This is a genomic window from uncultured Mailhella sp., from assembly GCF_944324615.1.
Classification (GTDB): Bacteria; Desulfobacterota; Desulfovibrionia; order Desulfovibrionales; family Desulfovibrionaceae; genus Mailhella.
Map to the genome: position 1 here is coordinate 1 of NZ_CALUWY010000006.1, position 20,879 is coordinate 20,879.

The 20,879-nt window shown below is 52.5% G+C and carries 17 protein-coding genes; 12 read left to right on the forward strand and 5 right to left on the reverse strand.

All coding sequences use genetic code 11. From position 1 onward, the window contains the following. Positions 1-394 precede the first annotated feature (394 nt). Positions 395-880 (reverse strand): hypothetical protein, encoded by a 486-nt coding sequence (locus Q0K07_RS02615; protein ID WP_294556004.1) that lies wholly within the window; start codon positions 878-880, stop codon positions 395-397. Positions 881-1,912: 1,032 nt separating this feature from the next. Here Q0K07_RS02615 and Q0K07_RS02620 point away from each other — a divergent pair. The 11 genes from Q0K07_RS02620 (at position 1,913) to Q0K07_RS02670 (ending at position 15,369) form a co-directional block, all read left to right on the forward strand. Further along, positions 1,913-3,478 (forward strand): reverse transcriptase domain-containing protein, encoded by a 1,566-nt coding sequence (locus Q0K07_RS02620; protein WP_294556006.1) that lies wholly within the window; start codon positions 1,913-1,915, stop codon positions 3,476-3,478. A 27-nt stretch (positions 3,479-3,505) separates the two neighbouring features. Continuing rightward, entirely contained in the window at positions 3,506-6,271 is a 2,766-nt protein-coding gene (locus Q0K07_RS02625; protein ID WP_294556008.1) for an AAA family ATPase, read from the forward strand. Beyond that, positions 6,268-7,260, forward strand: coding sequence for a DUF1848 domain-containing protein (locus tag Q0K07_RS02630; RefSeq protein ID WP_294556010.1), 993 nt, complete (start codon positions 6,268-6,270; stop codon positions 7,258-7,260). The genes Q0K07_RS02625 and Q0K07_RS02630 overlap by 4 nt, the downstream gene beginning before the upstream one ends. 261 nt (positions 7,261-7,521) lie before the next feature. Beyond that, positions 7,522-8,121, forward strand: a complete 600-nt coding sequence (locus Q0K07_RS02635; RefSeq protein WP_294556012.1) for a hypothetical protein — start codon at positions 7,522-7,524, stop codon at positions 8,119-8,121. 264 nt (positions 8,122-8,385) lie between these two features. Then, positions 8,386-8,850 (forward strand): hypothetical protein, encoded by a 465-nt coding sequence (locus Q0K07_RS02640; protein ID WP_294556014.1) that lies wholly within the window; start codon positions 8,386-8,388, stop codon positions 8,848-8,850. A gap of 61 nt (positions 8,851-8,911) precedes the next feature. Next, positions 8,912-9,193, forward strand: coding sequence for a hypothetical protein (locus Q0K07_RS02645; protein WP_294556017.1), 282 nt, complete (start codon positions 8,912-8,914; stop codon positions 9,191-9,193). A gap of 2 nt (positions 9,194-9,195) precedes the next feature. Beyond that, positions 9,196-9,633, forward strand: coding sequence for a single-stranded DNA-binding protein (locus tag Q0K07_RS02650; RefSeq protein ID WP_294556019.1), 438 nt, complete (start codon positions 9,196-9,198; stop codon positions 9,631-9,633). Positions 9,634-9,892: 259 nt separating this feature from the next. Continuing rightward, positions 9,893-10,759 (forward strand): hypothetical protein, encoded by an 867-nt coding sequence (locus Q0K07_RS02655; protein ID WP_294556021.1) that lies wholly within the window; start codon positions 9,893-9,895, stop codon positions 10,757-10,759. 514 nt (positions 10,760-11,273) lie between these two features. Then, positions 11,274-12,551 carry a sensor domain-containing diguanylate cyclase gene (locus tag Q0K07_RS02660; protein WP_294556024.1) on the forward strand — a complete coding sequence of 426 codons (1,278 nt, stop codon included), beginning with the start codon at positions 11,274-11,276 and terminating at the stop codon, positions 12,549-12,551. 188 nt (positions 12,552-12,739) lie between these two features. Further along, complete coding sequence (locus Q0K07_RS02665) at positions 12,740-13,168, forward strand: TOBE domain-containing protein (RefSeq protein ID WP_294556027.1); 429 nt, start codon at positions 12,740-12,742, stop codon at positions 13,166-13,168. A gap of 839 nt (positions 13,169-14,007) precedes the next feature. Then, positions 14,008-15,369 (forward strand): outer membrane homotrimeric porin, encoded by a 1,362-nt coding sequence (locus Q0K07_RS02670; RefSeq protein ID WP_294556030.1) that lies wholly within the window; start codon positions 14,008-14,010, stop codon positions 15,367-15,369. 118 nt (positions 15,370-15,487) lie between these two features. Here the strand turns inward: Q0K07_RS02670 and Q0K07_RS02675 are convergent, their stop codons facing one another. Next, positions 15,488-15,706 carry a helix-turn-helix transcriptional regulator gene (locus Q0K07_RS02675; protein WP_294556033.1) on the reverse strand — a complete coding sequence of 73 codons (219 nt, stop codon included), beginning with the start codon at positions 15,704-15,706 and terminating at the stop codon, positions 15,488-15,490. A gap of 264 nt (positions 15,707-15,970) precedes the next feature. Here Q0K07_RS02675 and Q0K07_RS02680 point away from each other — a divergent pair, with 264 nt between their 5' ends. Next, positions 15,971-16,606, forward strand: coding sequence for a response regulator transcription factor (locus Q0K07_RS02680; protein WP_294556036.1), 636 nt, complete (start codon positions 15,971-15,973; stop codon positions 16,604-16,606). 985 nt (positions 16,607-17,591) lie between these two features. Here Q0K07_RS02680 and Q0K07_RS02685 read toward each other — a convergent pair. From Q0K07_RS02685 to Q0K07_RS02695, 3 genes are all read right to left on the reverse strand, one after another. Next, positions 17,592-19,145 carry a histidine kinase dimerization/phospho-acceptor domain-containing protein gene (locus Q0K07_RS02685; RefSeq protein ID WP_294556039.1) on the reverse strand — a complete coding sequence of 518 codons (1,554 nt, stop codon included), beginning with the start codon at positions 19,143-19,145 and terminating at the stop codon, positions 17,592-17,594. A 173-nt stretch (positions 19,146-19,318) separates the two neighbouring features. Then, complete coding sequence (locus Q0K07_RS02690) at positions 19,319-19,978, reverse strand: response regulator (RefSeq protein ID WP_294556043.1); 660 nt, start codon at positions 19,976-19,978, stop codon at positions 19,319-19,321. 41 nt (positions 19,979-20,019) lie between these two features. Beyond that, complete coding sequence (locus Q0K07_RS02695; RefSeq protein ID WP_294556046.1) at positions 20,020-20,490, reverse strand: NirD/YgiW/YdeI family stress tolerance protein; 471 nt, start codon at positions 20,488-20,490, stop codon at positions 20,020-20,022. Positions 20,491-20,879 lie beyond the last annotated feature (389 nt).

Genomic DNA, 20,879 nt, shown 5'->3' on the forward strand with positions numbered 1-20,879 from the left:
AAAAAGTTCCTTCATGGCATCCTCCCTATGCCGACAATAAGAACTTTTTACCCTTTTGGCAATTAATGAGTCCTGAGTCTAAGGGGAGAGGAATGAGGAGCTGCCATAGCTGAAAAGACGACGCGCCGTAAAACGAATCCCACCGTAGGCGAATAGAAAGTGTCCGTGGAGGAGAAGGGGGGTAACGCGGCACGGAATTTCAACACACTCAGATAAAAAAAAATCCCCGCCAGAATATGGTACTGACGGGGATAATGAGGGGCAAGATCAGGGAAAGACAGATCGTTTGCCGATGGGGATGGGATTATTCCTCTTCCGGGATATCCCAGGAGTCGGTGTGAACGATGGCTCCGTTCTGGATCTCAAAGATTCCGCCGTAGCCCTGTTCCTCTTCCTATCGCCACTGCCAGTGGCCTTCAGGGCATGATGTGGCCATGACTTCCGTAAACGTCTCAGGGTAGCTCCAGGGCGTATCAAAGAAGTAGCTGGTGTCGTCATGTTTTCGGCAGCAGGCATCCCATTTGCAGCCCCAATGGCTGTTTGTGAAGGTGTACCAGTCTGCGGCTCCGAATCGTTTGATGAGATTTCGGGCACACTCGGCGGTACAGCAGCTTTCGATGAAGCATGACGGATGCTCAACATAAAGCAGTCCTTCCTGCTCATACTCCGTGCGGACACGCTCTGCATACCGTTCCTTGAAGGCCTGCATTTCCTCGGGGGAAACGATTCTGTTCGGAGAACTGGTTTTTGAGAGCTCACGCGGAAGAGGGACAAGCCTGCCGAAGCAGAATTCTCCTTTCTCATCCACGATGCGCTCACGAGTGAATGAAGCAGCCGCTTCATTGAGCGGGGTCACAGTGTTGGATACCCAGTTTGGCATAACAGCCTCCTTAAATAGCAAAAGCCGGACTCCGTGAGGAATCCGGCGATTTGCGGTTGATGGTGCTATGATGTGGGGGATACGGATTTACAGGTCCGACATGATGTAAAATCTTCGGCAGTGAGGGCAGAAGAGAAGTTGTTTTCTGAGTCGGTTATGCCGGATCTTTTGACCACGGACGTGTACGTTGAACAGGTTCCACAGGAACCGGAAGTCAACTGGTATCAGCATATCTGATGAACACTTTGGGCAGTGTATGGTGCGTCTTCATTCAAAAACTGTACAATTAGATAAGTGATTTTTTTTATATTATTTTCATATGAAATAAAGGTATGTTGATTGGTTGTCTTGGTAGAGATTTCGAGATCCGATGGACGACAAACGGGACGCAAATAGTAGATATACATATATAGCTACTACGAAATCTCATCAAGTCGATCTGGAAACAGCGAAAAATAGACTGGATGCCATAGAGTTGTAGCCTTTCAAAAAAAGCCCAAAAATTTGTTCACAATATTTAAGAAAAGGTCGTCTTATTTATCTCGAGGGCCGTATTCATCCCCACAAGTAGCAAGATATACAAGGGCAGAATCGGGAGTTTACCGATATACTTGTAGAGTATATGAAATTTCTTGATGCTTCCAGGATAAGAATCTATTGGCAAAATCTGTGAGTACATGTCGAGAATATTGACCATTAGAAATGACATTTGAGGTGCTCCATGGGGAATACCAGAAAGTAATATGGACGATATTCCTTTTTAATTTATATATTGACAAAATATAGACATGAACAAAACATTCAATATACCGTATTTTTTGAGCTGTTTAACTTAAATTTAAATTGACGAAAGAAAAATTTTAATAGTATTTATATTTCAAGGCGTAGTAGCCCGGGCAGCGGGGCCGCATTATCGAATGTCTGAGGACATTGACGGCATGTTGTTTCGCGCAGCATGACTATAAGCATGAAAAGCTTACAGGATATATGTATTACAGGCTCCGCTGCCGACATTAAAAGAGTTGGTAATCGATGCAACATGCCATTAAGCTGGAAATAAAAAGGCTGGCCAGACAGGTACTTGAAAGAAGATCCCAAGCTGAGCAGAGCAAGCATAATTACCGAGAAAGGTTTGAAAAAAGAACTGGCCTGAAAGCCCTCATTTCGCAAAAAAATGAAATCCCCGCTCTCACGGATAGACACTTCGATCCCGTTTACTGCGCACGAAACGCCAATTTCCTCGCCAAGACACTCTGGCACAAGGTACTGGAACGCACCTATGCTCCGGAACCTGCCATCTGCTACAGGATCAAAAAGCCGTCGGGGGGCTATCGTGAAGTCATGGCCTTCAGCATACCCGACGCCGCACTGGCAAATGTAGTTTTCCGCCGCACAAGAGACAGGAACATCAAAAGATTTTCTCCTTTTTCCTATGCCTATCATCCCGGCAGGAACGTCCTTGATGCTGTTCTGGAGATCATGGAGCATGACTTTGAAGAAAAGACATTCGTCGTCCAGATAGATTTCAAAAAATACTTCGACAGCATCCCATCCCGCTATCTGAAAGAGAAGCTGGCCGACTCCGAAAGAATCAGAGTCACGCCTCAGGAACGCTATGTTTTCGAGCAGTTTCTGCGGCATGCCTATTACGACGGCACAACGGGCAATGGCACCCCGTTGCTGAAACGCCGTCACAAGGGGACGCCGCAGGGGGCCTCCGTTTCCCTGTTCCTTGCCAATCTGGCGAATCATGATCTTGACGTAAGCCTCACCCGTGCGGGAGGCAGTTTCGTGCGCTTTGCGGACGACGTGGTGGCTCTCTGCACGACATATTCTCAGGCACAGGACATAGAGCGCTGCTTTTTTGAGCACTGCCGACGCAGCGGACTGACGCTGAATGTCGAGAAATCCCCCGGCATAGCCATTCTGTCCGAGTGTCCTAAGGAAATGAAGACCATTTCCCACTTCGACTACCTGGGCTTCCGCTTCACTCTCGGCGGAATGACCATTCCCGAGAAAACTGTTTCGAAGCTGAAAAGCAAGATATCGCGTCTCATCAATCTGTATCTGCTTCATTATTTAAAGGATGGATTCAATTCCGAGAGGTGCGGCATCCGTCCTTATATCTATGACTGGGATCTTCTCGGGCTCATCTGCGAACTGCGGCGAGGTCTGTACGGAGGCCTTGCGGAAGAACAGATAACGGATTTTCTCCAGAAGAACGTCCGTCTGCCCCGCATGAAGGGGTTGATGAGCTTCTATTGTCTTCTGGACGATCCCGAGCCTTTCAGGTCGCTCGACGGCTGGATGCTCAGCATGGTGCGCCGCGCCATGAAGACAAGAAGTCGGCTGCTGCTCAACAACTATCAGCATGAGTGTCCGCAGCCTTCAAACAGGGCGCTTGCCACAGGCCTGTGGCTGGACTCCAGAGCCTGGAGAGGTTCAGATTGCCCCTGTGCGCAGATGCCGAGCTTCGTGCGGGGATGGAGAGCCGCAAGAAAGCATCTTCATACCTTCGGGCTGAAAGATGTGGCTGCCCTGTCGGGTAACTCTTCCGCCGACAACGCCGATCTGTTCGACATGCCGTATTTGTTCTGACCAGCATGAGAAAAGGCAGTCCGAATCATGGCCAAAGTGATCCATCCCCAGCAGGCACCTTCAATTACAGCGTCCTGGTCATCCCCAACTCCGCTTTCCGATACGCTTTCCCCGGCAGAGCAAAGAGCGCTCAGCTTTTTTGAAGAATTTCTCGACGACTCGTGGGAAATCTATGTGCATCCACATTTGAACGGCACGAGACCTGATTTTCTGCTGCTCAATCCTCGAACAGGCATAGGACTGATTGAAGTACGTGACTGGAACAACAGCACGCTGCCCGCAGCGGGTGACAGTGCCATGAAACTCGCGCTCGGCAAGTTGCGGAACGCCAAAAATGAAATTTTCGATCTGTATTGTCCTACGCTCGGCATGAAGTCACATAGCGTGTGGCGCGCAAAGTCTGCCATACACTGCATTCTTTTGTGTCCTTTTGTCTCACACTCGAGTCTTGCTGCAGCGGCTGAGCCGTGCTTATCTGAAAAAGAGCAGAAAAACAGCTCCATCAAGCTCTTGGGCCGAGAACATATTGAGAGCGGCAACCTTTATGCAGCATGTCCAGAACTTCGCTACACTGGATTCATGACGGCCGAAGCCGCTGAATCACTCAGACCGTGGATAGACGGCTCGGGACTGGCCATAGGAAACGATCCTCTGAACCTGAACCCATCGAAGCAGAACATAGCACGGAGCCCAATAACATCGGGTTACCGTCGCATCCGCGGTGCAGCGGGCTCCGGAAAGACCCTGGTGATTGCGGCCAGAGCGGCCTGGCTGGCCAACAACGGCAGACGCGTGCTGGTCATTCCCTTCAACATTATGCTGGTCTCTCTTCTGCACCGTCTCATTTCCCGCGACATCAGACACGGTTCGTTCATGAATCTCGTCACCTGTTTGCATTTCCACGAATGGTGCCGAAGAATATGCATCACCTATGACGACGACGCTTACCGGTCGATTTTTGCGGACAGGGAGACTGGCCGGCAGGACAAACTGAACGAACATGTTCCCGCCCTTGCGCTTGCCCTTCTCAGGAAGAATAAGGACATGGAACAAATATACGACGCCGTGCTGGTAGATGAAGGTCAGGATTTCCGTTTTGAGTGGTGGAGCATACTGCGTGAAGCGTGCAGGCCGGACGGGGAAATGATGCTGGCGGCGGACAGACGGCAGGACATTTACGGCAACGCCGGAACATGGCTGGAAGAAAACATGCGCAACGCCGGATTCCATGGACGATGGATTACCCTGCCTGGATCTCCCCGGTGTCCCGAAAGGCTGGAGACCATGGCCCGGCATTTTGCCCGGGAGTTTTTGCCGCAGTACCAGGACGAGCCCTTCGTGCCGTTTCAGAAGAATCTTGCCATGGCGAACGACGTATTCCGCTGGGTTCAGTGCCGTCCCGAGACAGCCTCTTTCTTCTGCCGCGGAGCTGTGCTCGACATGATCATGGACTGTTCCGGCGACGGAGGCATGGAACATGCCGACGTCACGCTGTTATCGCAGCGCAAGGAGTCGGGGCGGCAGGTGGTGCAGATGTTGAGAGCTCTCGGCCTGAGCGGTGAAGACACCTTTTCCGAAGACGGTGAGGAGTCCAAACGGGCCAAACGGCGCTTCGGAGAGAAGAAATATGCATTTAAAGCTTCGACCATACACGGATTCAAGGGATGGGAAGCCACGCGCATAGTTCTATATATTCAGGGACTGAACAGACCCGAGGACAAGTCGTTGGTCTATGTCGGTCTCTCCCGTCTCCTGCAGGACAATGCAAGGGGCAGCCATCTTACCGTGGTATGCTCCGCTCCGGAGCTCGGGGACTTCGGCAGGCGGGAATTCGGCACAGACTTTCGCAATGCAGACACAGATATGGGGCTTTTCCTTGAAAGTTTTCTTGCAGCACAGTTTTTTGCCTTCAAGAATATGCTGCCCAATCTGTACGGCTATACGCTGTGTACGCTGAAGCGTTTTTCTTTCCAGGGATGTTTTCCGGACTACAAAAATCCGCTGCACAGAAACTTTTATTTTTTGAAGTATTCCATCGCCTACGTCATTGAATACCGCGAAATGTATCGGCGCATTCTGGCGTCTGGACGGCTGAGAGAAACGTCGTCGCCGGTCGTGCTTTCCATAGGCTGCGGAGCCATGCTCGATCTTGTAGGCCTGACGTACGAGCTGCGAGAAAGGGAAGGCCGTGCCGATCCCGTCTATTGCGGCGTAGATCTTGTGAACTGGGAGTGTAGCGATACGAAGATTGCTCCGAATCAAAACCTCATGGTCATCGACGTAGGCAGATTTTCCAAACAGAAAGGTGATATTCCTCCCATAGACATCATTTTCTTTCCGAAGTCCATTTCTGAAATCCCTGAGACGGCCCTGGACTCTTTTATAGACAGTCTCTCCCCCTCGGATATTGCGGAACGGGCAGTCGTTGCGGTATCGAAGAGGGGGAGGGCCTCAGAAGATCACGACGCAGCCCTGCATCTGTGCCGGAGGCTGTGTGAAAAGCTCGATTTCGTCATGGTTCACTCGGACGACACCGTGTTTTCCGACAAAAGTCCGCAGAAGTTCACGCAGCTTCTGCCCCGCAAGGAATCGAGGGAACGTGTTGACTATTATCTCGACCGGGCGGCGGAAGAAATGGAGCGCCTGTACAACCGCTTTCTGGACTGCGACTGCCCCGAAGTTGAACAGTGCATGAGCATAGCGGGCAGACAGCCCATGCGCAATTTGACTAAAGCAAATGGCGTCAACGCCGAGCCGGAAATTTATTATTTTGAAAGAAAGGACGTTTCATGAAGTGGCCGGAAAGCATCATAGACACGCCGCACGGCAGACAGAAGGCTGTGGCACCGCTCGTCATTTCCGCAAGCCGCGCCACGGACATTCCTGCCTTCCATTCGGCATGGTTTATGAACAGGCTGAGGGCCGGATATTGTGTGTGGGAAAATCCTTTTAACACCACCCAGAGGCAGTGGATTACCTTTGAACATTGCCGTGCTTTTGTATTCTGGAGTAAAAATCCCGCACCAATGATGACGCACCTGCCGGAAATAGCGGCCAGCGGTCGTGAATTTTATTTTCAGTACACACTCAACGACTACGAAGGCACAGGACTTGAGCCAAATCTGCCACAGCTTGAACGTCGAGTGGAAACCTTCCGTCGGCTTTCTGAACTGGTAGGGAAAAAACGCGTCATCTGGCGCTTCGACCCCATCATACTCGGCGGCGGCCTCACGGTGGAAAACACGCTCTCGCGTCTTCACCGTCTGGCTGAAAAGCTTTCGCCGTACACGGAAAAGCTGGTCTTCAGCTTTGTGGACTGGTACCGAAAAACGGCGCGGGAACTCGGCAGGCTGGCCCCGGACTTCCGGCCTCCAACCCTTGCGGAAATGCAGGCTCTTGCCCAAGGCATAGTAAAAATCAGCAGAGCGCTTCCTGTTCCCCTGAAACTTGCCACCTGCGCCGAAACACTGGATCTGCACAGCCTCGGCATAGAACACAACCGATGTGTGGACCCGGAGCTTCTGCACCGACTGTGCCCGGACTGTGCGGAGTTCGAGCGCTGGACCAGGAGAAAAGAGGACAGACAGCTTTCGCTGCTGAGCGTCATTCCTGCCTCAACGAAAGACTCGGGGCAGAGATCCGGATGCGGCTGTGCTCCGAGTAAGGATATTGGAAGCTACAACACTTGCAGGCACTTCTGCGCTTACTGCTATGCCAACAATTCTCCCAAAAGCGTTCTTACAAAACTCGCCTCCATGTCAGCAGAAGACGAAAAACTGTAGCAGAAATACAGCATGGAAGGATTTCAAACAGACTACGTAGCCGGAGAACATGACTGATTCTTTGAAGATTTTCAGTATGATGTTCTGCCTGTTTTGCATGCCGCAAGTAAAAAACGAGGTGAATTCTGTTCACCTCGTTTTTCAATTCTGCATGAAATGGCTCTCTTTTTCGGATGGGGTCGTTGTCCAGTAGACTTCAACCGATTGAAGGGGCTACCTCGAAACTTTCATCACACTACCGATTTTTATACCGGGGCCGGAATGTCTCTTATTAAGAAAAAACATCAGCATATTAGGGATGAGTACTTAAGATTTACCCTGTTGAATGTCGATGACTTCATCGATACCCACTATATATTTCGTAGTAAAAAGAAATATCATGGCTTGTTGGGGAAACTTCTTGCCATAATTGATCGCCAATCTGCGGAAGAAGAAGAGAGTAAAAATTCTCAAGAACATTATATAGATTATGAGATATATGGATCTAATCCTTACGCTTTTGAACAGTTTAAAGATTTTTTAGTAAAAAAAGAATATTTTGGGTCAAAACTCATGAGGATGATAGAAACCAAAGGATTGGATCCTGTCGAAGTTTACAAAAGAGCGAACATCGACCGTAAACTGTTCTCAAAAATCAAAAGTCAGGAATGCTATATTCCAGGCAAACGCACGATTATGGCTCTTGCCATAGCCATGGAGCTTTCACTAGAAGAGACGGAAAAATTACTTCGTGAGGCTGGTTTTGCATTCTCGCCGAGTATCCTGTTCGATGTCATCATTGAATATTTTATTTCACATCAGAAATATGACTTCGATGAAATAAACGCGACCTTGTACATGTACAACCAGCCCATTTTCTAAGAAACGGATGTCGCTTTAAAAGCGACCACGGAGTCTGCTGATTATGCTAAAAGTTCATTCCAGAGGAGGGGGACGATCCGGGATGGATACCATACACTGATCATGTTTCCGGCAGTCGACAGTTATTTGTAATAAAATCAACGGATTCAACTGGTATCTCTCAAAGCCGTAAGGCACTTGAAATAAAGAAAAGACTCATCATATGCACTTCAATCCCATAAGATGTCACGACAGGCATGGCTAATCTTTTTTTGAGAGGAATGCATGAAAGCTAAAGGGAAGTTTCTTGCAGAGGCCATTAGTGCGAAAGAGGAAGAAAGTAAAACATTTACCTTCAAAGATCTATGTATCACCATTATTTTTCTTCCATTTTTCATGCTTTTTTGGCTTATGCGAGCCATTCCTAGTGTTCTGCTCCGGTGCGTACAAGCTGTTAACGGCATCATGATCTTCTCCATATCCTGCATATCTCTCGGGGTAGAAAAGATATTTTACAGGAATGCGTATGAACTCTCTTGTGAGCAGAAAAAAAAGGCACACACCATGGCAACTATACTTCTCAGTGTCATACTGATGGTGTTGCTTGTTTGTCTTATGGGATGGCTATGGGGAATTCTTGCATACATATTTTTAAACAATCTGATAAAAACAGGAGAAAGAGTGTATAAATATCGGCAAATAAAGAAGGATGACTTTGTGAACTGTGAAAACGACACAGAAAATTACTGAAGTTTTTTGGCCTTATATTAAAGTCACTTGTTATGTTCACACCATCAAAGGGGAATTATTCATGAAAAAACGGCTTTTCATTATTGCTACGCTCGCCTTTATTGCTCCGGTACTTCCTTGTCAGGCATGGGAAAATATCGGTATTGAACCGCTTGCTCCTCTTCGTCATTTTCAGGATAACAGTCCGAACTATAATAATTATTATTACAATCAAACCTATGATATTCATTCAAGATCAAATGAAAGAGACGACTATAATGATGCACCAGATGGAAATGATATCCGTGACTACAATCCGTATTATGACAGATACGGCAATCTGAAGCCTTTTGGAGACAGATAGGAATGAACAAAGTCGTTCTGATAGGTCGTCTTGGGAGTGATCCAGAAACACACTGGACGGCGATTGGTGCGCAAGTCGTTACCATGCGCATCGCTACCACAGACTTCTATACGGATCGCTTAGGAAACAAGGTGGAACAGACGGAATGGCATCGGGTCGTCGCTTTCCAGAAAACAGCTGCACAGTGTGCCCAGTATCTGGTGAAGGGGCGACTCGTTTGCGTAGAAGGCAAGATACAGACACGCAAATGGCAGGATCCGCAGGGGAAGAAAAGGGAACTTACTGAAATAAAAGTGGAAAATGTACAATTTCTTGATTCTTGTGGAGATAAGAGAGCTTTTACAGAGCCCGCAGACACAGAAGTTTTTTTCTCTGAGAGGGCGGTTGGTAACGATTCATGGGGAGTGATGGAAAGCACTATGGACGATATTCCCTTTTAACCGGACAGTCTGATTTTCCCGTTCCGGATGCTTTCGGCATGACTCTCCACAAGAGTGTTCGGGACGCATCAACTCAGCTCAGATGGCTTGCGAGATTATACTGAACGTCTATTTTAAATAGGTAAAAAAGGAATAGGATGCACATAATGTGATAATATATCAAAATAATAAAAAACAATTTAAATATTACTCCCCGTGGTTATGTCATGGGGATTTTTCATTTTTTATATAGAAATAGTATCAGATAGGAGGTTTTATTATGATTACTGACTATCTGAAAGCCGGTTTTCCCGCCATCCTGTTACAGACTCAGGAACCGCATCGAGCGGATGAACTCATGAGGAGGATTCCCGAATGGCAGATCTGCCGTTGGGATTGTGTCTCCGGTGTTCACGGCATGGCCCCGTCATCCTTCACTCTCAACGAAATCCAAAACCCTGTCGAAGCTGTCCAATGGCTTTCCACTGTGAAGGATACGGTGCTCATCGCCCATGGACTCCAGCACTTTCTTGACGATCCCGTTGTCTGCCAGTCCATTCTGAATGGAATTCTTCTCTGGAAAAGTGTCGGTAACTGTCTGGTCATGGTCTCCCCATTGCCGACTCTTCCGATTCAACTCCAACCATTCTTTCATCTCATCGAGATGAGGCTCCCCGATGAAGAGGCGTTAATGCGCCTGCAGGCCGAGATCGGCGAAACCACCAACATCAGGACAAACCGCAAAGCCTCACGGCTCGCCACTGGTTTGACTGAATTTCAGGCAGAAACTGCCTTCAGCTTATCGCTGGTGAAAAAGGGCTATTTCAGTTCCAAGGTCATCACTGGAGCCAAAGCGCAGATGATTAAGAAGTCTGGTCTGCTGGAGCTTTATCCCTCTGCCGACATGCAGAACGTAGGTGGCCTGAAAAGACTGAAAAGCTACATCCAGAACCGCGCACAGACCTGCTCACCGGGTTCGTCTCTTCTCATATCTGGAGGAATCCTTCTTGTGGCATCGCGGGAACGGGCAAATACCTGTCCGCTTGCCGTCGCTTTTATGCTGGATGCACACAGGGCATTCAAAAATTCTCTTGTCCACGGTTCCTGCCGGAAATATCACGGGCAGAGTCCGGACCCTCCTCTATAAAGTTTGGAGATGGGGAATCGTCTGAAACATCACGGGCAGAGTCCGGAGGCTGGTCTTGCCATGTCATCCGGGGCGGCATAGGCACCGGAGAAACGGATCCCTGACATGCCGGAGAAGCTTTCTTCCATGGAGGCGTTGTTTGCCTCACCGTGCAGGACAACAGGCATGTTTCCGAGGGGAAGTATTTCTTTCTGCGGGCTGACGGAATTTCCTGGCGGACGTCTGCTTCCGGAGTAATGCAGCACTTCAACGGAACAGCGCAGATGGCAAAATACTCCTGTCTTTCTTGCCCGTGGACACGTTTTTTCCTAATATGTCCACAAAAGTTTCCGTGAGTCGGTTCCGGGAATGGTTTTTGAGCACGTCTGGAAAAGACTTGCCCTCAGAATGCAGTCTGCGCATGGTGCGGGGAAAAAATTGTGACAGCAGGTATCGGACATACCGTGATCATGATGCAGACAGACGTTTCCGGGGATGGCCATGTTTTCTCTGACTGCATATGGAAGGATATCACATGGTTCGCGTCGTGACGAATGAAAATACGATGTCGTCTTTTTCTCCGGGATTTTTCCTTTACAAGGACGGCACGATTTTTCTTGATAGAAAAGCGCAGACTGTTTTTCATACGGCAGACAGGAGCATTTCACTGAGTGCGTTTCTGTGTCTTCTGGATGAGCTGTCCCGGGTGCTTTTTCATGATATTCTGGAAAAGGATGCGCTCGGCGATGTCGTCATCATCAATGCTTCTCTGGAAAAGAATGATGGCATCAGGCGCGTGCTCATTCAGGGCTCGGTCATCGAGCGCAATGCACAGGGAGAGGCGGCGTCTTTTTCCGGCTACTGCGTGGAAGTGAAAAACGAGTTTTCGGTTCCCCGCATCTACGATACCGCCGAGATAGGCCTGTGGGAATGGGACAGCGTGTCGGGAAAATGTATGTTTTGCAAGGGGTACCACAGGATGCTGGGCTATGACTGGCCTTACGAGAGACTGCCCGACACCTTTGAGGGCTGGAAGGCGCTGGTGCATCCCGACGACATCGAGGCCGTCCTCTTTCAGGAAAAATTGTCCCGGAGTCCCGGTGTGGGGGATAAGTTTGAATGCTTCGTCAGGCTCAGGCGCAAGAGCGGAGAGTATATCTGGACCATCGGAAAGGGGTTTGTCGCCCAGAGAGACCATCATGGACGGGCCGTTTCCATACGGGGAACCAACCAGAATATCGACATTGTGCAGCGAAACTATGAAAAGGCCATGGAAAAAAATATCCGGGATGCGCTTACCGGGTGCTACAACCGGGGATTTTTCAAGGAATACTGGAAAAAACTGAAGGAGGAATACCGCTTTCCGATAAGTTTTCTGTACATTGATATCTGCGGACTGAAGATGATCAACGATCTGCTGGGGCATAATGTCGGCGATACTACCATTCTTCAGGTTATCAGCATTGTGGAATCCGTCATTCAAATGCAGAAATACATCATTCGTATGGGAGGCGATGAGTTTTTGGTCATCCTTTCCGAATGCAGCATGGAACTGCTTGTCGAGTGTGAAAAGAATTTAAATAAATATATGAGGGTCAAGAACAGGATAAATGATCTCCCTGTACTGTTTTCCGTGGGAGCGTCTTCTCTGTACAACAAGGATGAATCCTGGAATGAAGCCGTGGGGCTTGCGGAGAGGAACATGCAGAAAAACAAGGAGGCTTCCCGTCAGCAGGATCTTTTGCTGGTCGTGTCGTACATCGAGGCGAAGACAGGGAAGAAAGTTGCCTACAAAGATTCACGCCTGCTCTAGCAGAACAGGGCGTCATTTCGTGCCCTGTTCAGGCAGGGCTGCATGCGGAGACAAATGTTGAAGGTTCCCGGGAAGCCTTGTCGTGCAGGTCTGTTCAGAGAAAAGGGCTCTGCCGTGAACTTGACAGCGGGGGGGCGGTGCTTATCTTCCTCACACCTGCCATTCTGAACCTCTGAAGGAGTTCATCCATGAAGATTACCACCAGAAACGTCCTGGAAGGCGTAGTCACCGCCGTGAAAAAGGGCGCCGTCAATGATGAGGTTTCCATTGATCTCAAGGGCGGCCTGAAGGTTTCCGCCATTGTCACCGGTGCGAGCACCGAACATCTCGGTCTCAGGCCCGGCCGTGAAGTTCTGGCCATGGTGAAGGGGATCAACGTGCTTCTTGTCCGCGACCTGGACGGCTATGTTCTTTCTTCCCGCAATATGCTGCCCGGCACGGTGAAGGCCGTGAAGAAGGGCCAGATCATGGCCAGCGTGGCCGTGGAACTGGACAACGGCGACCGCCTGACCTCCGTATGCACGGTGGACAGCGCCGAAGATGCGGGCATTGCCGAAGGCGTGCGTGTGCAGGCTGCCATCAAGGCTCCGCATGTGATTCTCGCCGCGAAGAACTGATTTCGGCCTCCCTCTGAACTCTTCTGCAGGGAAAAAAAAAACTGCAGACGCAGTTCAGGAGAATGAGGAACAGCTCTTCGGAAAGGCGGTCTGTCTCGTCGTGCGGGCGAGTGCTGCCGCAGACGAAAGTACAATATTCCGAACAAGCCCGGCATAGGTGTGAACGTATGCCGGGCTGTTTTTATGATGATGCACCGGCCTGAACAACGGTACGGCAATGCCCCTGCCGGGATTTGCGCGACGGATTGCTCCAGTGCTTCGGCAGGGCCGTACAAAGATCCGGCGGAGAGAGCGGGGGACGTGTTGAAATTTTTGTCTCCCCGGGACGAGACCGTATCGGGGCAACGGAAACGTTTTTTTCAGAAAAGGAGGCAAAACGGAAAGAAAAAATAATTACTCAATGATAAAAGAGTATTGGATGCGTTCCTGACGGAGCGTATCTCACGGCGGAATCAGGCTTTGCCCGGGGCAGGAGAAAAGGCATGTCGAATCTGTCTTATGGAGATGAGAGATTTGAAGACCGGGGCGCAAAAATTCCTTCATGTGGAAAAAATACGATAATATATTGTAATAATAGAAAAAATGATATTTTCCGCACAGGCCGCAGGCTGAAATGATCTGCGGATGACGGCAGGTGATTTCCTTGTGGGGAAAAGAAAAAAGAGTGTGTAAAAAATTTTTTATTATAATAAAACTAATACGATAGTAATGTTTTTTGATGTATTATTATATTTTTATTCACATTTTTTTATCATATGATGTTGCACTGTCGTTCCATGGAAAAAGAGGGATTTTCCATACGGTTTCAACCGACCAACTTTTTTCAAAGGAATGACAAAATGAAAAAGCTTACCACGCTTCTTCTGGCTGCCGGCATGGTGTTTGCCGCTTCCGCTCCTGCTTCCGCCGTTGATGTGAAGATGGACGGCTCTTATCTGTTCCAGTACACCCAGGGCGCCGGCGCTGCCTTCGACAACAGCAAGTTCGACAGGGAAATGCAGATGGTCCGCATCGGCATGACCTTCGCCGTTTCCGAACAGCTCTCCGGCTACATCCAGACCCACAGCAAGTGGGACTGGGGTACCTCTGAAAAGGACCTCGGCGGTAAGGACGGCCTCGGCAACTACAATGATCTGTACCTCCGTCAGGCCTACATCGACTGGCTCATCCCCAGCACCGATGTGAAGGTCCGCATGGGCCGTCAGCTCCTCGCCCTGCCCGGCCTTGCCAACGGCAAGAACCCCGCTCTGTGGTGGTCTGATCCTGCCGACGGCGTTGCCATCGACGCTCCTGTGACCGACTGGCTGTCGCTGTCCGCCTGGTGGGCCCGCTACAGCCGCGTAGCCGCTGACGCCCCCCGCTACACCAACGTTTACGACACCGCCGGCTCCAACGCCCTCGACGTGTTCACCCTCGCTGCCGACTTCAAGTACTTCGACGGCTTCCGCTTCCAGCCCTTCTTCGCCTTTGCTGCTCAGGGCGACGGCACCATGGCCACCAGCGCCAACACGACTGCCAACGCTTATCTGCCCACCGAAGACAACAACACCTACTGGCTCGGCTTCACCGGCACCATGACCTACTTCGATCCCTTCGAAGCCAAGCTCGGCTTCATGTACGGCGATCGTGACTTCAGAGGCACCGAAGGCGCTGAAAAGCCCAGCCAGCACGGCTACTTTGTGGACGCCACCGTGTCCTACAAGACCGCTTACGGTACTCCTCAGCTCCTCGCCTTCTACGGCTCCGGTGACGACAGCGACGTGCAGTACGCCTATCAGGAAAACATGCCTTCTCTGGTCGGCCGTTTCGCCGGTTCCTACGGCTTCTTCAACGGCTCCAACCTTGAAGACAACACCCTGCAGAACAACCACACCGGTATGGGTCTGTGGGGCGTCCGCGCTGCCTGGAAGAACATCTCCTTCATCGAAGATCTCTCCCATGAATTCGCCGTCATGTACGCTCAGGGTACCAACGACAAGGCCAACATGATCTTCGGCCTTGCTCCCCACAAGTATATGACCACTGAAGACTCCGTGATCGAACTCGACTTCAGCACCACCTACAACATCTACAAGAACCTCAGCGCCTACCTCGAAGCCGCTTACGTGTTCGAAGACTTCGACAACAACGTCCAGATGGGCCGTAAGGCTTCCTACGACGACGCCTGGAAGCTCGCTCTGCAGTTCGTCTACAAGTTCTAATTCTGTGCGGGCCTGGCCCGTGCCGGATTGAATCGCCTTGCACGGGAGAGGACGCAAGTCCTCTCCCGTTTTTCTTTATACGGGTTTCCCGGCGCAGGAAGATGCTTTCAGAGGAGATTCATGCACTTTCGTTTGTTTTGACATGGCTGAAGAGCTGGTGGATATCCACATCCAGAGCCATGGCCAGCTTTTCCAGTGTTGCCAGTTTGCAGGTGGCTATTCTGCCGTCCCGGGCACGGGCAATGGTGTCGGGAGCCACCTTGGAGAGAAACTGCAGATCTTCATAGGTCAGGTTCTTGTTTTTCATAATGGTTCCGAGATGACTGACAATGGACATATTTCCTCCAGATTGTATGATGCGCCGATTGAGAAATTCTTGACGAGCGCTTGGCTATAACCTAGTTTCTGTCTGTGCTTCTGCCATGAATGCGGGCCGGTTTTACCTCTGCATCCATTGAAACAGCGTTTTTTTCGTGGCGGGAGCGTGTTTTCAGCTCATACCCATATTCGCTCTGAGAGCTGCTCTATGCTGCACAGCCTGAAAAAACAGCTTTCCGTTTTTGACCTCCATCTGCTTGTCGGCACACCGGATGTGTCGACCATGAAGAATATTTTTGCGTACCTGGAGCCCATGGGCTACCAGCTCGACAGCGCCGCCAACAGCGATGAAGTGCACAACTGCCTGAAAACATCCTCGTATGAGGCGATCATACTCGACGCGCAGCTGACCGATCAGAACGGGATCCCCCTCTATACCTGCCTGCGCATCTCCAATGTTGCGAGCCCCATCATTCTGCTTACCCCTGATACCACGCTGGAAAACCTGCCCCGGTACCTGAACGGCGGTGCGGACGACATCGTCACCAGCCCGCTGCACCTTCTGGAGCTGGAAGCAAGGGTTCTTGCCTCCATACGCCTGGCCAGAGCACACCTTGCTTCGACAAAGCTGAGCTGGGCGGGCATAGAGCTGGATTCTCTCGCCCATACCGTGACATGCGACGGCAACAACCTGCACCTGCCGCCCATGGCGTTCATGCTCCTTGCCAGGCTCATGAAGGCCGCGCCCAATGTCGTGAGCCGGAGCGAGCTTCAGAATGAACTTTACGGCGATACCCCTCCCAACAGCGACGCCTTGCGCACCTATATTCATATTCTGCGCAGTCGCCTGGAAAAGGTGAACAAGCCCATTTTGAAAACCGTGCCCAGAGTGGGCTTCCGCCTGATGCCCATGCCTTAGGCGCATGCCGTCAGGGTTCCGCCGGCAGCACGACAGCCTTGAATCAACGGCCGGGCGGGCAGGGCTGCGCGTTTTTTCGCCCCTGCAGGCTGTGAGACCGTGCAGAGGCGCCGGAGCCGGGCTGACGGAATCCTGCGCATGGCGCGTATGCGCTTCGCCGCCCGGGAGCCTGTCGCCCTTTATCGGGGTGTCGGCCGGCTGCAGGGGAAGCGTCCGGGGAAGGCACGGGGAAACGCCCGCGCTTCGGGCAGGGGCATGATTTTTCCGCCTGCGGGAAGTGCATATCGCATCTGCAGGCCTTGTTAATCGTTTACCGGGAGACCTCCTTTTGGAAGGAGGACTCCCGGTATTTTTGTATCCGAATGAATGATGAAAAACATCCATTCTCTGATTCCTTGTTCTTTTGATAGTATGTACCGGATCTTACCTGCAAAGCAGTATGGAGAACCGGAACACGGTGTTTATATATATGGTCTTTTCAGTATGGTTACATACGTTTTGGCCACAGGGTAAAGAGTATTGGAGAGTGTAGCTGTTTTTCAAGACCTGTCAAAATTTTGTCAGCATTTGTAAGAAAATTTTTTCATTTTGTTACACAGCATTTTTTTTCGGAGAAGAAAAAAAATTCCCCTTGCGGCACAAGGATTTTCGGGGATACCGTTTCCCGGCTCCCCGTTCTTTTGTAACGATGTTTGTTACATTTGCCCGTATGAGGAGAGAAATCGGGAGAGAGGGGGGAGGAAAAACTGCATGGCGGCACAGCTTCCGGCAGGAAGCGGAAGGCGCATGCCAAAGATGAGCGCGGCAAAGAGAGGGCAGGAAAAGAGCGGCCCGTATCCTTTTGCCTGCCGGGGAGCGGAAGGCCTCACGGGGCAGAGCCTTTCAGGCTGGAGGGACTGTTCAGGGAAGCTGCGGCAGAGCAGGAAGGGGCCTTCCGGCAGAAAAAAGATGTCCGGCTCCTGTGGGGAGCCGGACACATGGTCTGTCAGGAAGGCTGATTCCAGGAAAGAGAGACCAGGAAGGAGCTTTCGGAAAAGCCGGGCGCGTTTTTCCGCATGCCTTTTTCCAGCCGGAAGCCGTGCAGGGCGGCAATGCGTGTCATGATGGAAAGGCCGAGTCCGCTTCCGGTTTTTTCCTGTCCCGGGGGACGGAAGAAGCGTTCCCCCAGACGCGCGGCGTATTCCTCGGGCAGGGGCGGGCAGTCGTTCTGCACGGTCAGGCTGTCGTGTTCCAGAGTCAGGCGTATGAGTCCGCCTTCCGGCGTATAGGCGGAGGCGTTTTCCAGAATGTTCCGCAGCAGCATGGAAAGAAGCGCGGGGTTGCCTTCCACGGAGGCGTTCAGAGAGCTGATCTGCGATTCCAGGCGAAGCCTGCGCGCCTCCAGGCGGGGCCTGTAGAGGGGAAGAAGCTCCTCCAGCAGTGCGGCCCAGCCGACGGAAGCAAGCGTCATGGAAGATCTGCCGGCAAGGCCCTGCGCCTCCAGCCGGGAAAGGGCGAGAATCTGTTCCATGAGTCGGGAGCAGCGGTCGATGCCCTGCCGGAGAAAGGCCAGAGCCTCCTTTCTTGCCGATTCGTCGATGCCGTTCTGGGCGGCGACCTGGGCCTGAATGCGGAGCCCGGCAAGGGGGGTGCGCAGTTCGTGGGCCGCATCGGAGATGAAGGCGCGTTCCCTTTCCAGCATGGCTTCCGTTCTTGCGAAAAAGCCGTTCAGGGATTCGGCCATGGGAAGAACTTCCGAGGGGAGGCGCCCCGTATCAAGAGGCGTGCTTTCCTCGGGTCTGCGTTCGCGCAGGGCGGAGGCCATGGCGCGCAGGGGCGCAAGTTCACGGGTGAGCAGAATGAAGAGTCCGGCAAGCAGTACGGGGAGCAGGAGAAGCCAGGGCATGATCTGCTCTTCCAGCATGTCCGAGGCCATGTCTGCGCGGTAGTCCAGTTCCTGCCCCACGGCAATGACATAGCGGCCGTCGGTGGAGTTCATCCACAGTGTGCGCCACGGTTCGTCGTCGCCCTGCAGGGGGGCTTCCACAAAGCCGCGTCTTACGGGTTCAAATACAAAGCGCCGGCCGTTTATGCCGTCGCTCTGCAGGGGACGGCCTTCGGGGGAGAACACGGCAAAGCCGATGGCCTCGTCCTCCACGTCGCCGAAGGCGTGTTTGTCCACCCCGGGAAGCATGTCCTTGATTCTGGGCATGTCGCCGCCGGAGGGAGACAGCCCGGCGGAGGCGAGGAGCCTTGCCGTCAGCATCTGCTGGGAATCGAAGAATTCGTCGATGGACTCCCGGCAGGCATGCCAGGCGAAGAGCGCGGCCGCAAGCCAGGCCGTGACCATGAACAGGGAAAAGAAGACGCTCAGGCGAAGCCTGAGGCTCCTCCTGCTGGCAGGCAGGGCAAGAAGGCGTGCCCACAGCGTACGGACGGCGCCGGCGACGGTGACGAAAAGGCCGGGAACGGCGCTTCGCACCCGCGACGCCGTGCGGCCGAAGGCTTTTCCCGCCGCACGGGGCAGAGTTTTCAGAGCAGACGGGATGCGCATGTTCATGGGGGCCTCGTATGGCTGAGGAGAAAACGCCCGGTATGCGGGCGGCGCGATGCGCTGCGGAAAAGATGCGCTCAGGCAGGCTTCCGGGCAGGGTGCCTCTGTGCGGGAAAAGGTCCGGGCCTCTGCAGGCGGCTTTGCCGGAAGCCTTTCCGGGCGGGGCATGGCAGGGAACGTTATGCCTCTCCCAGCGTATAGCCCACGGAGTGCACGGTTTTGATGAAGCCCGTCCCCAGCTTGCGGCGGATGCGGTGTACCAGCACTTCCACGGAATTGCTGCTCACCTCTTCTCCCCAGGGATAGAGCTTCTCTTCAATGGCGCTTTTGGAAAGCACGCTCTGCCGGTTGAGCAGCAGCAGTTCCACCAGCATGACTTCCTTCTGGCCCAGAGCCACGGGTTTTCCCTCCAGGGAAACCGTACGGGTGAGGGGATCGAAGCTCACGGCACCGTGGGAAAGGCTGTGTGAGGAAACGCCGTGACGCCTGCGGACCAGAGCGCGCAGGCGGGCGGCCACCTCGTCCAGATCAAAGGGTTTGCCCAGGTAGTCGTCCGCTCCGAGATTCAGCCCTTCCACACGCTGACTTATGGCGTCTCTTGCAGTGAGGATGAGCACCGGCACGTCGAGCCCTGCGGCCCGCCATGCGCGCAGAATGTCCAGCCCGTCCATGCCGGGAAGGCCGAGGTCGAGAATGACGGCGTCATACTCCGCCGAGGAAAGGGCCTGCATGCCCAGCGGACCTTCCTTGAACCAGTCGGTGGCAAAGCCCAGGGCGGGAAGCCCCACCCTGAGCCCGTTGCCTATGAGAACATCATCTTCAATGAGAAGAACGCGCATGGTGTCGCCTCAGAGGCGCGGCCCGTGCGGGCCGCGGCCTGTTATCTCTTGATGAGCCGGTCCACGTCGATTTCCAGCTCGTTCCAGTCCTTGTCCACTTCGCCGTAGAGTTCCACGATGTCGTCGGGGCCTACGGTCTGGCCCTGCCAGCGCTTGTGGTCGATGTCCACGTTGATGGTGCCGGTTTCGTCCTTGAACAGGTAGTGTTCGCCGCCGAGGTGCTGGACGATGCGGCCCCGCAGGGTAACGTGGGTGTCGTCGCGCATCTTTCTGGCCTGTTCCACCGTGGAGATGGAGGGGCCGGGCCCGGTGTAACCGCCCATGGTGGTGACGTGGGTGTTGTTCTGGGTGTAGCCTCCGGCCCCCCTGTTGGCAAGGGCGTCCGACGCGCCCAGGGTGAGCAGAAGGGCGAGGGAGGCGGTGACGGCCGCGGGAAGAAGGACGGAACGCCTGCGGGCGGGACGGGCGGCGGGGGTGAGACGGCGGTTTTCAGCGAGGGGGTACAGGGTCATGGTTGCCTCCGTATGTTTTTTTGTTGTCGCCTCTCCGGAAGGAGCCGGGAAGGCCGGGATGTTTCTGATGCGGGACTTTTTGCCCCTGAGGGGAAGGAGGTTCTGAACTTCTTCCCTTCATGTGAGGTCAGTAGACTACGGCAAACTTACACCGACCTTACAGGAAGTCAGTTTTTTTCATTCCGAGGCTTTTTTTTTGAGAAAATGCCGGAGGAGAACAGACGGCAGAAAAAAGCCGGCCCGGAGGGGACGGGCCGGCATGGAAAGAAGGCCGCCGGAGGGTGGATGCGGCCTTCCTTGCAGGAAGCGGAAGGGGGGCAGGGAAGAGGGAAGCCGTCTTACGCGCGGTATGCTGTTTTTGCCGGATGCGTCTTTGGGCGATCCGGCTT

What these genes read in the sequence shown, in the direction of transcription:
- Q0K07_RS02615 (WP_294556004.1), bottom strand. Translation starts at nt 880, where the DNA reads ATGCCAAACTGGGTATCCAACACTGTGACCCCGCTCAATGAAGCGGCT.
- Q0K07_RS02620 (WP_294556006.1), top strand. Translation starts at nt 1,913, where the DNA reads ATGCAACATGCCATTAAGCTGGAAATAAAAAGGCTGGCCAGACAGGTA.
- Q0K07_RS02625 (WP_294556008.1), top strand. Translation starts at nt 3,506, where the DNA reads ATGGCCAAAGTGATCCATCCCCAGCAGGCACCTTCAATTACAGCGTCC.
- Q0K07_RS02630 (WP_294556010.1), top strand. Translation starts at nt 6,268, where the DNA reads ATGAAGTGGCCGGAAAGCATCATAGACACGCCGCACGGCAGACAGAAG.
- Q0K07_RS02635 (WP_294556012.1), top strand. Translation starts at nt 7,522, where the DNA reads ATGTCTCTTATTAAGAAAAAACATCAGCATATTAGGGATGAGTACTTA.
- Q0K07_RS02640 (WP_294556014.1), top strand. Translation starts at nt 8,386, where the DNA reads ATGAAAGCTAAAGGGAAGTTTCTTGCAGAGGCCATTAGTGCGAAAGAG.
- Q0K07_RS02645 (WP_294556017.1), top strand. Translation starts at nt 8,912, where the DNA reads ATGAAAAAACGGCTTTTCATTATTGCTACGCTCGCCTTTATTGCTCCG.
- Q0K07_RS02650 (WP_294556019.1), top strand. Translation starts at nt 9,196, where the DNA reads ATGAACAAAGTCGTTCTGATAGGTCGTCTTGGGAGTGATCCAGAAACA.
- Q0K07_RS02655 (WP_294556021.1), top strand. Translation starts at nt 9,893, where the DNA reads ATGATTACTGACTATCTGAAAGCCGGTTTTCCCGCCATCCTGTTACAG.
- Q0K07_RS02660 (WP_294556024.1), top strand. Translation starts at nt 11,274, where the DNA reads ATGGTTCGCGTCGTGACGAATGAAAATACGATGTCGTCTTTTTCTCCG.
- Q0K07_RS02665 (WP_294556027.1), top strand. Translation starts at nt 12,740, where the DNA reads ATGAAGATTACCACCAGAAACGTCCTGGAAGGCGTAGTCACCGCCGTG.
- Q0K07_RS02670 (WP_294556030.1), top strand. Translation starts at nt 14,008, where the DNA reads ATGAAAAAGCTTACCACGCTTCTTCTGGCTGCCGGCATGGTGTTTGCC.
- Q0K07_RS02675 (WP_294556033.1), bottom strand. Translation starts at nt 15,706, where the DNA reads ATGTCCATTGTCAGTCATCTCGGAACCATTATGAAAAACAAGAACCTG.
- Q0K07_RS02680 (WP_294556036.1), top strand. Translation starts at nt 15,971, where the DNA reads ATGAAGAATATTTTTGCGTACCTGGAGCCCATGGGCTACCAGCTCGAC.
- Q0K07_RS02685 (WP_294556039.1), bottom strand. Translation starts at nt 19,145, where the DNA reads ATGAACATGCGCATCCCGTCTGCTCTGAAAACTCTGCCCCGTGCGGCG.
- Q0K07_RS02690 (WP_294556043.1), bottom strand. Translation starts at nt 19,978, where the DNA reads ATGCGCGTTCTTCTCATTGAAGATGATGTTCTCATAGGCAACGGGCTC.
- Q0K07_RS02695 (WP_294556046.1), bottom strand. Translation starts at nt 20,490, where the DNA reads ATGACCCTGTACCCCCTCGCTGAAAACCGCCGTCTCACCCCCGCCGCC.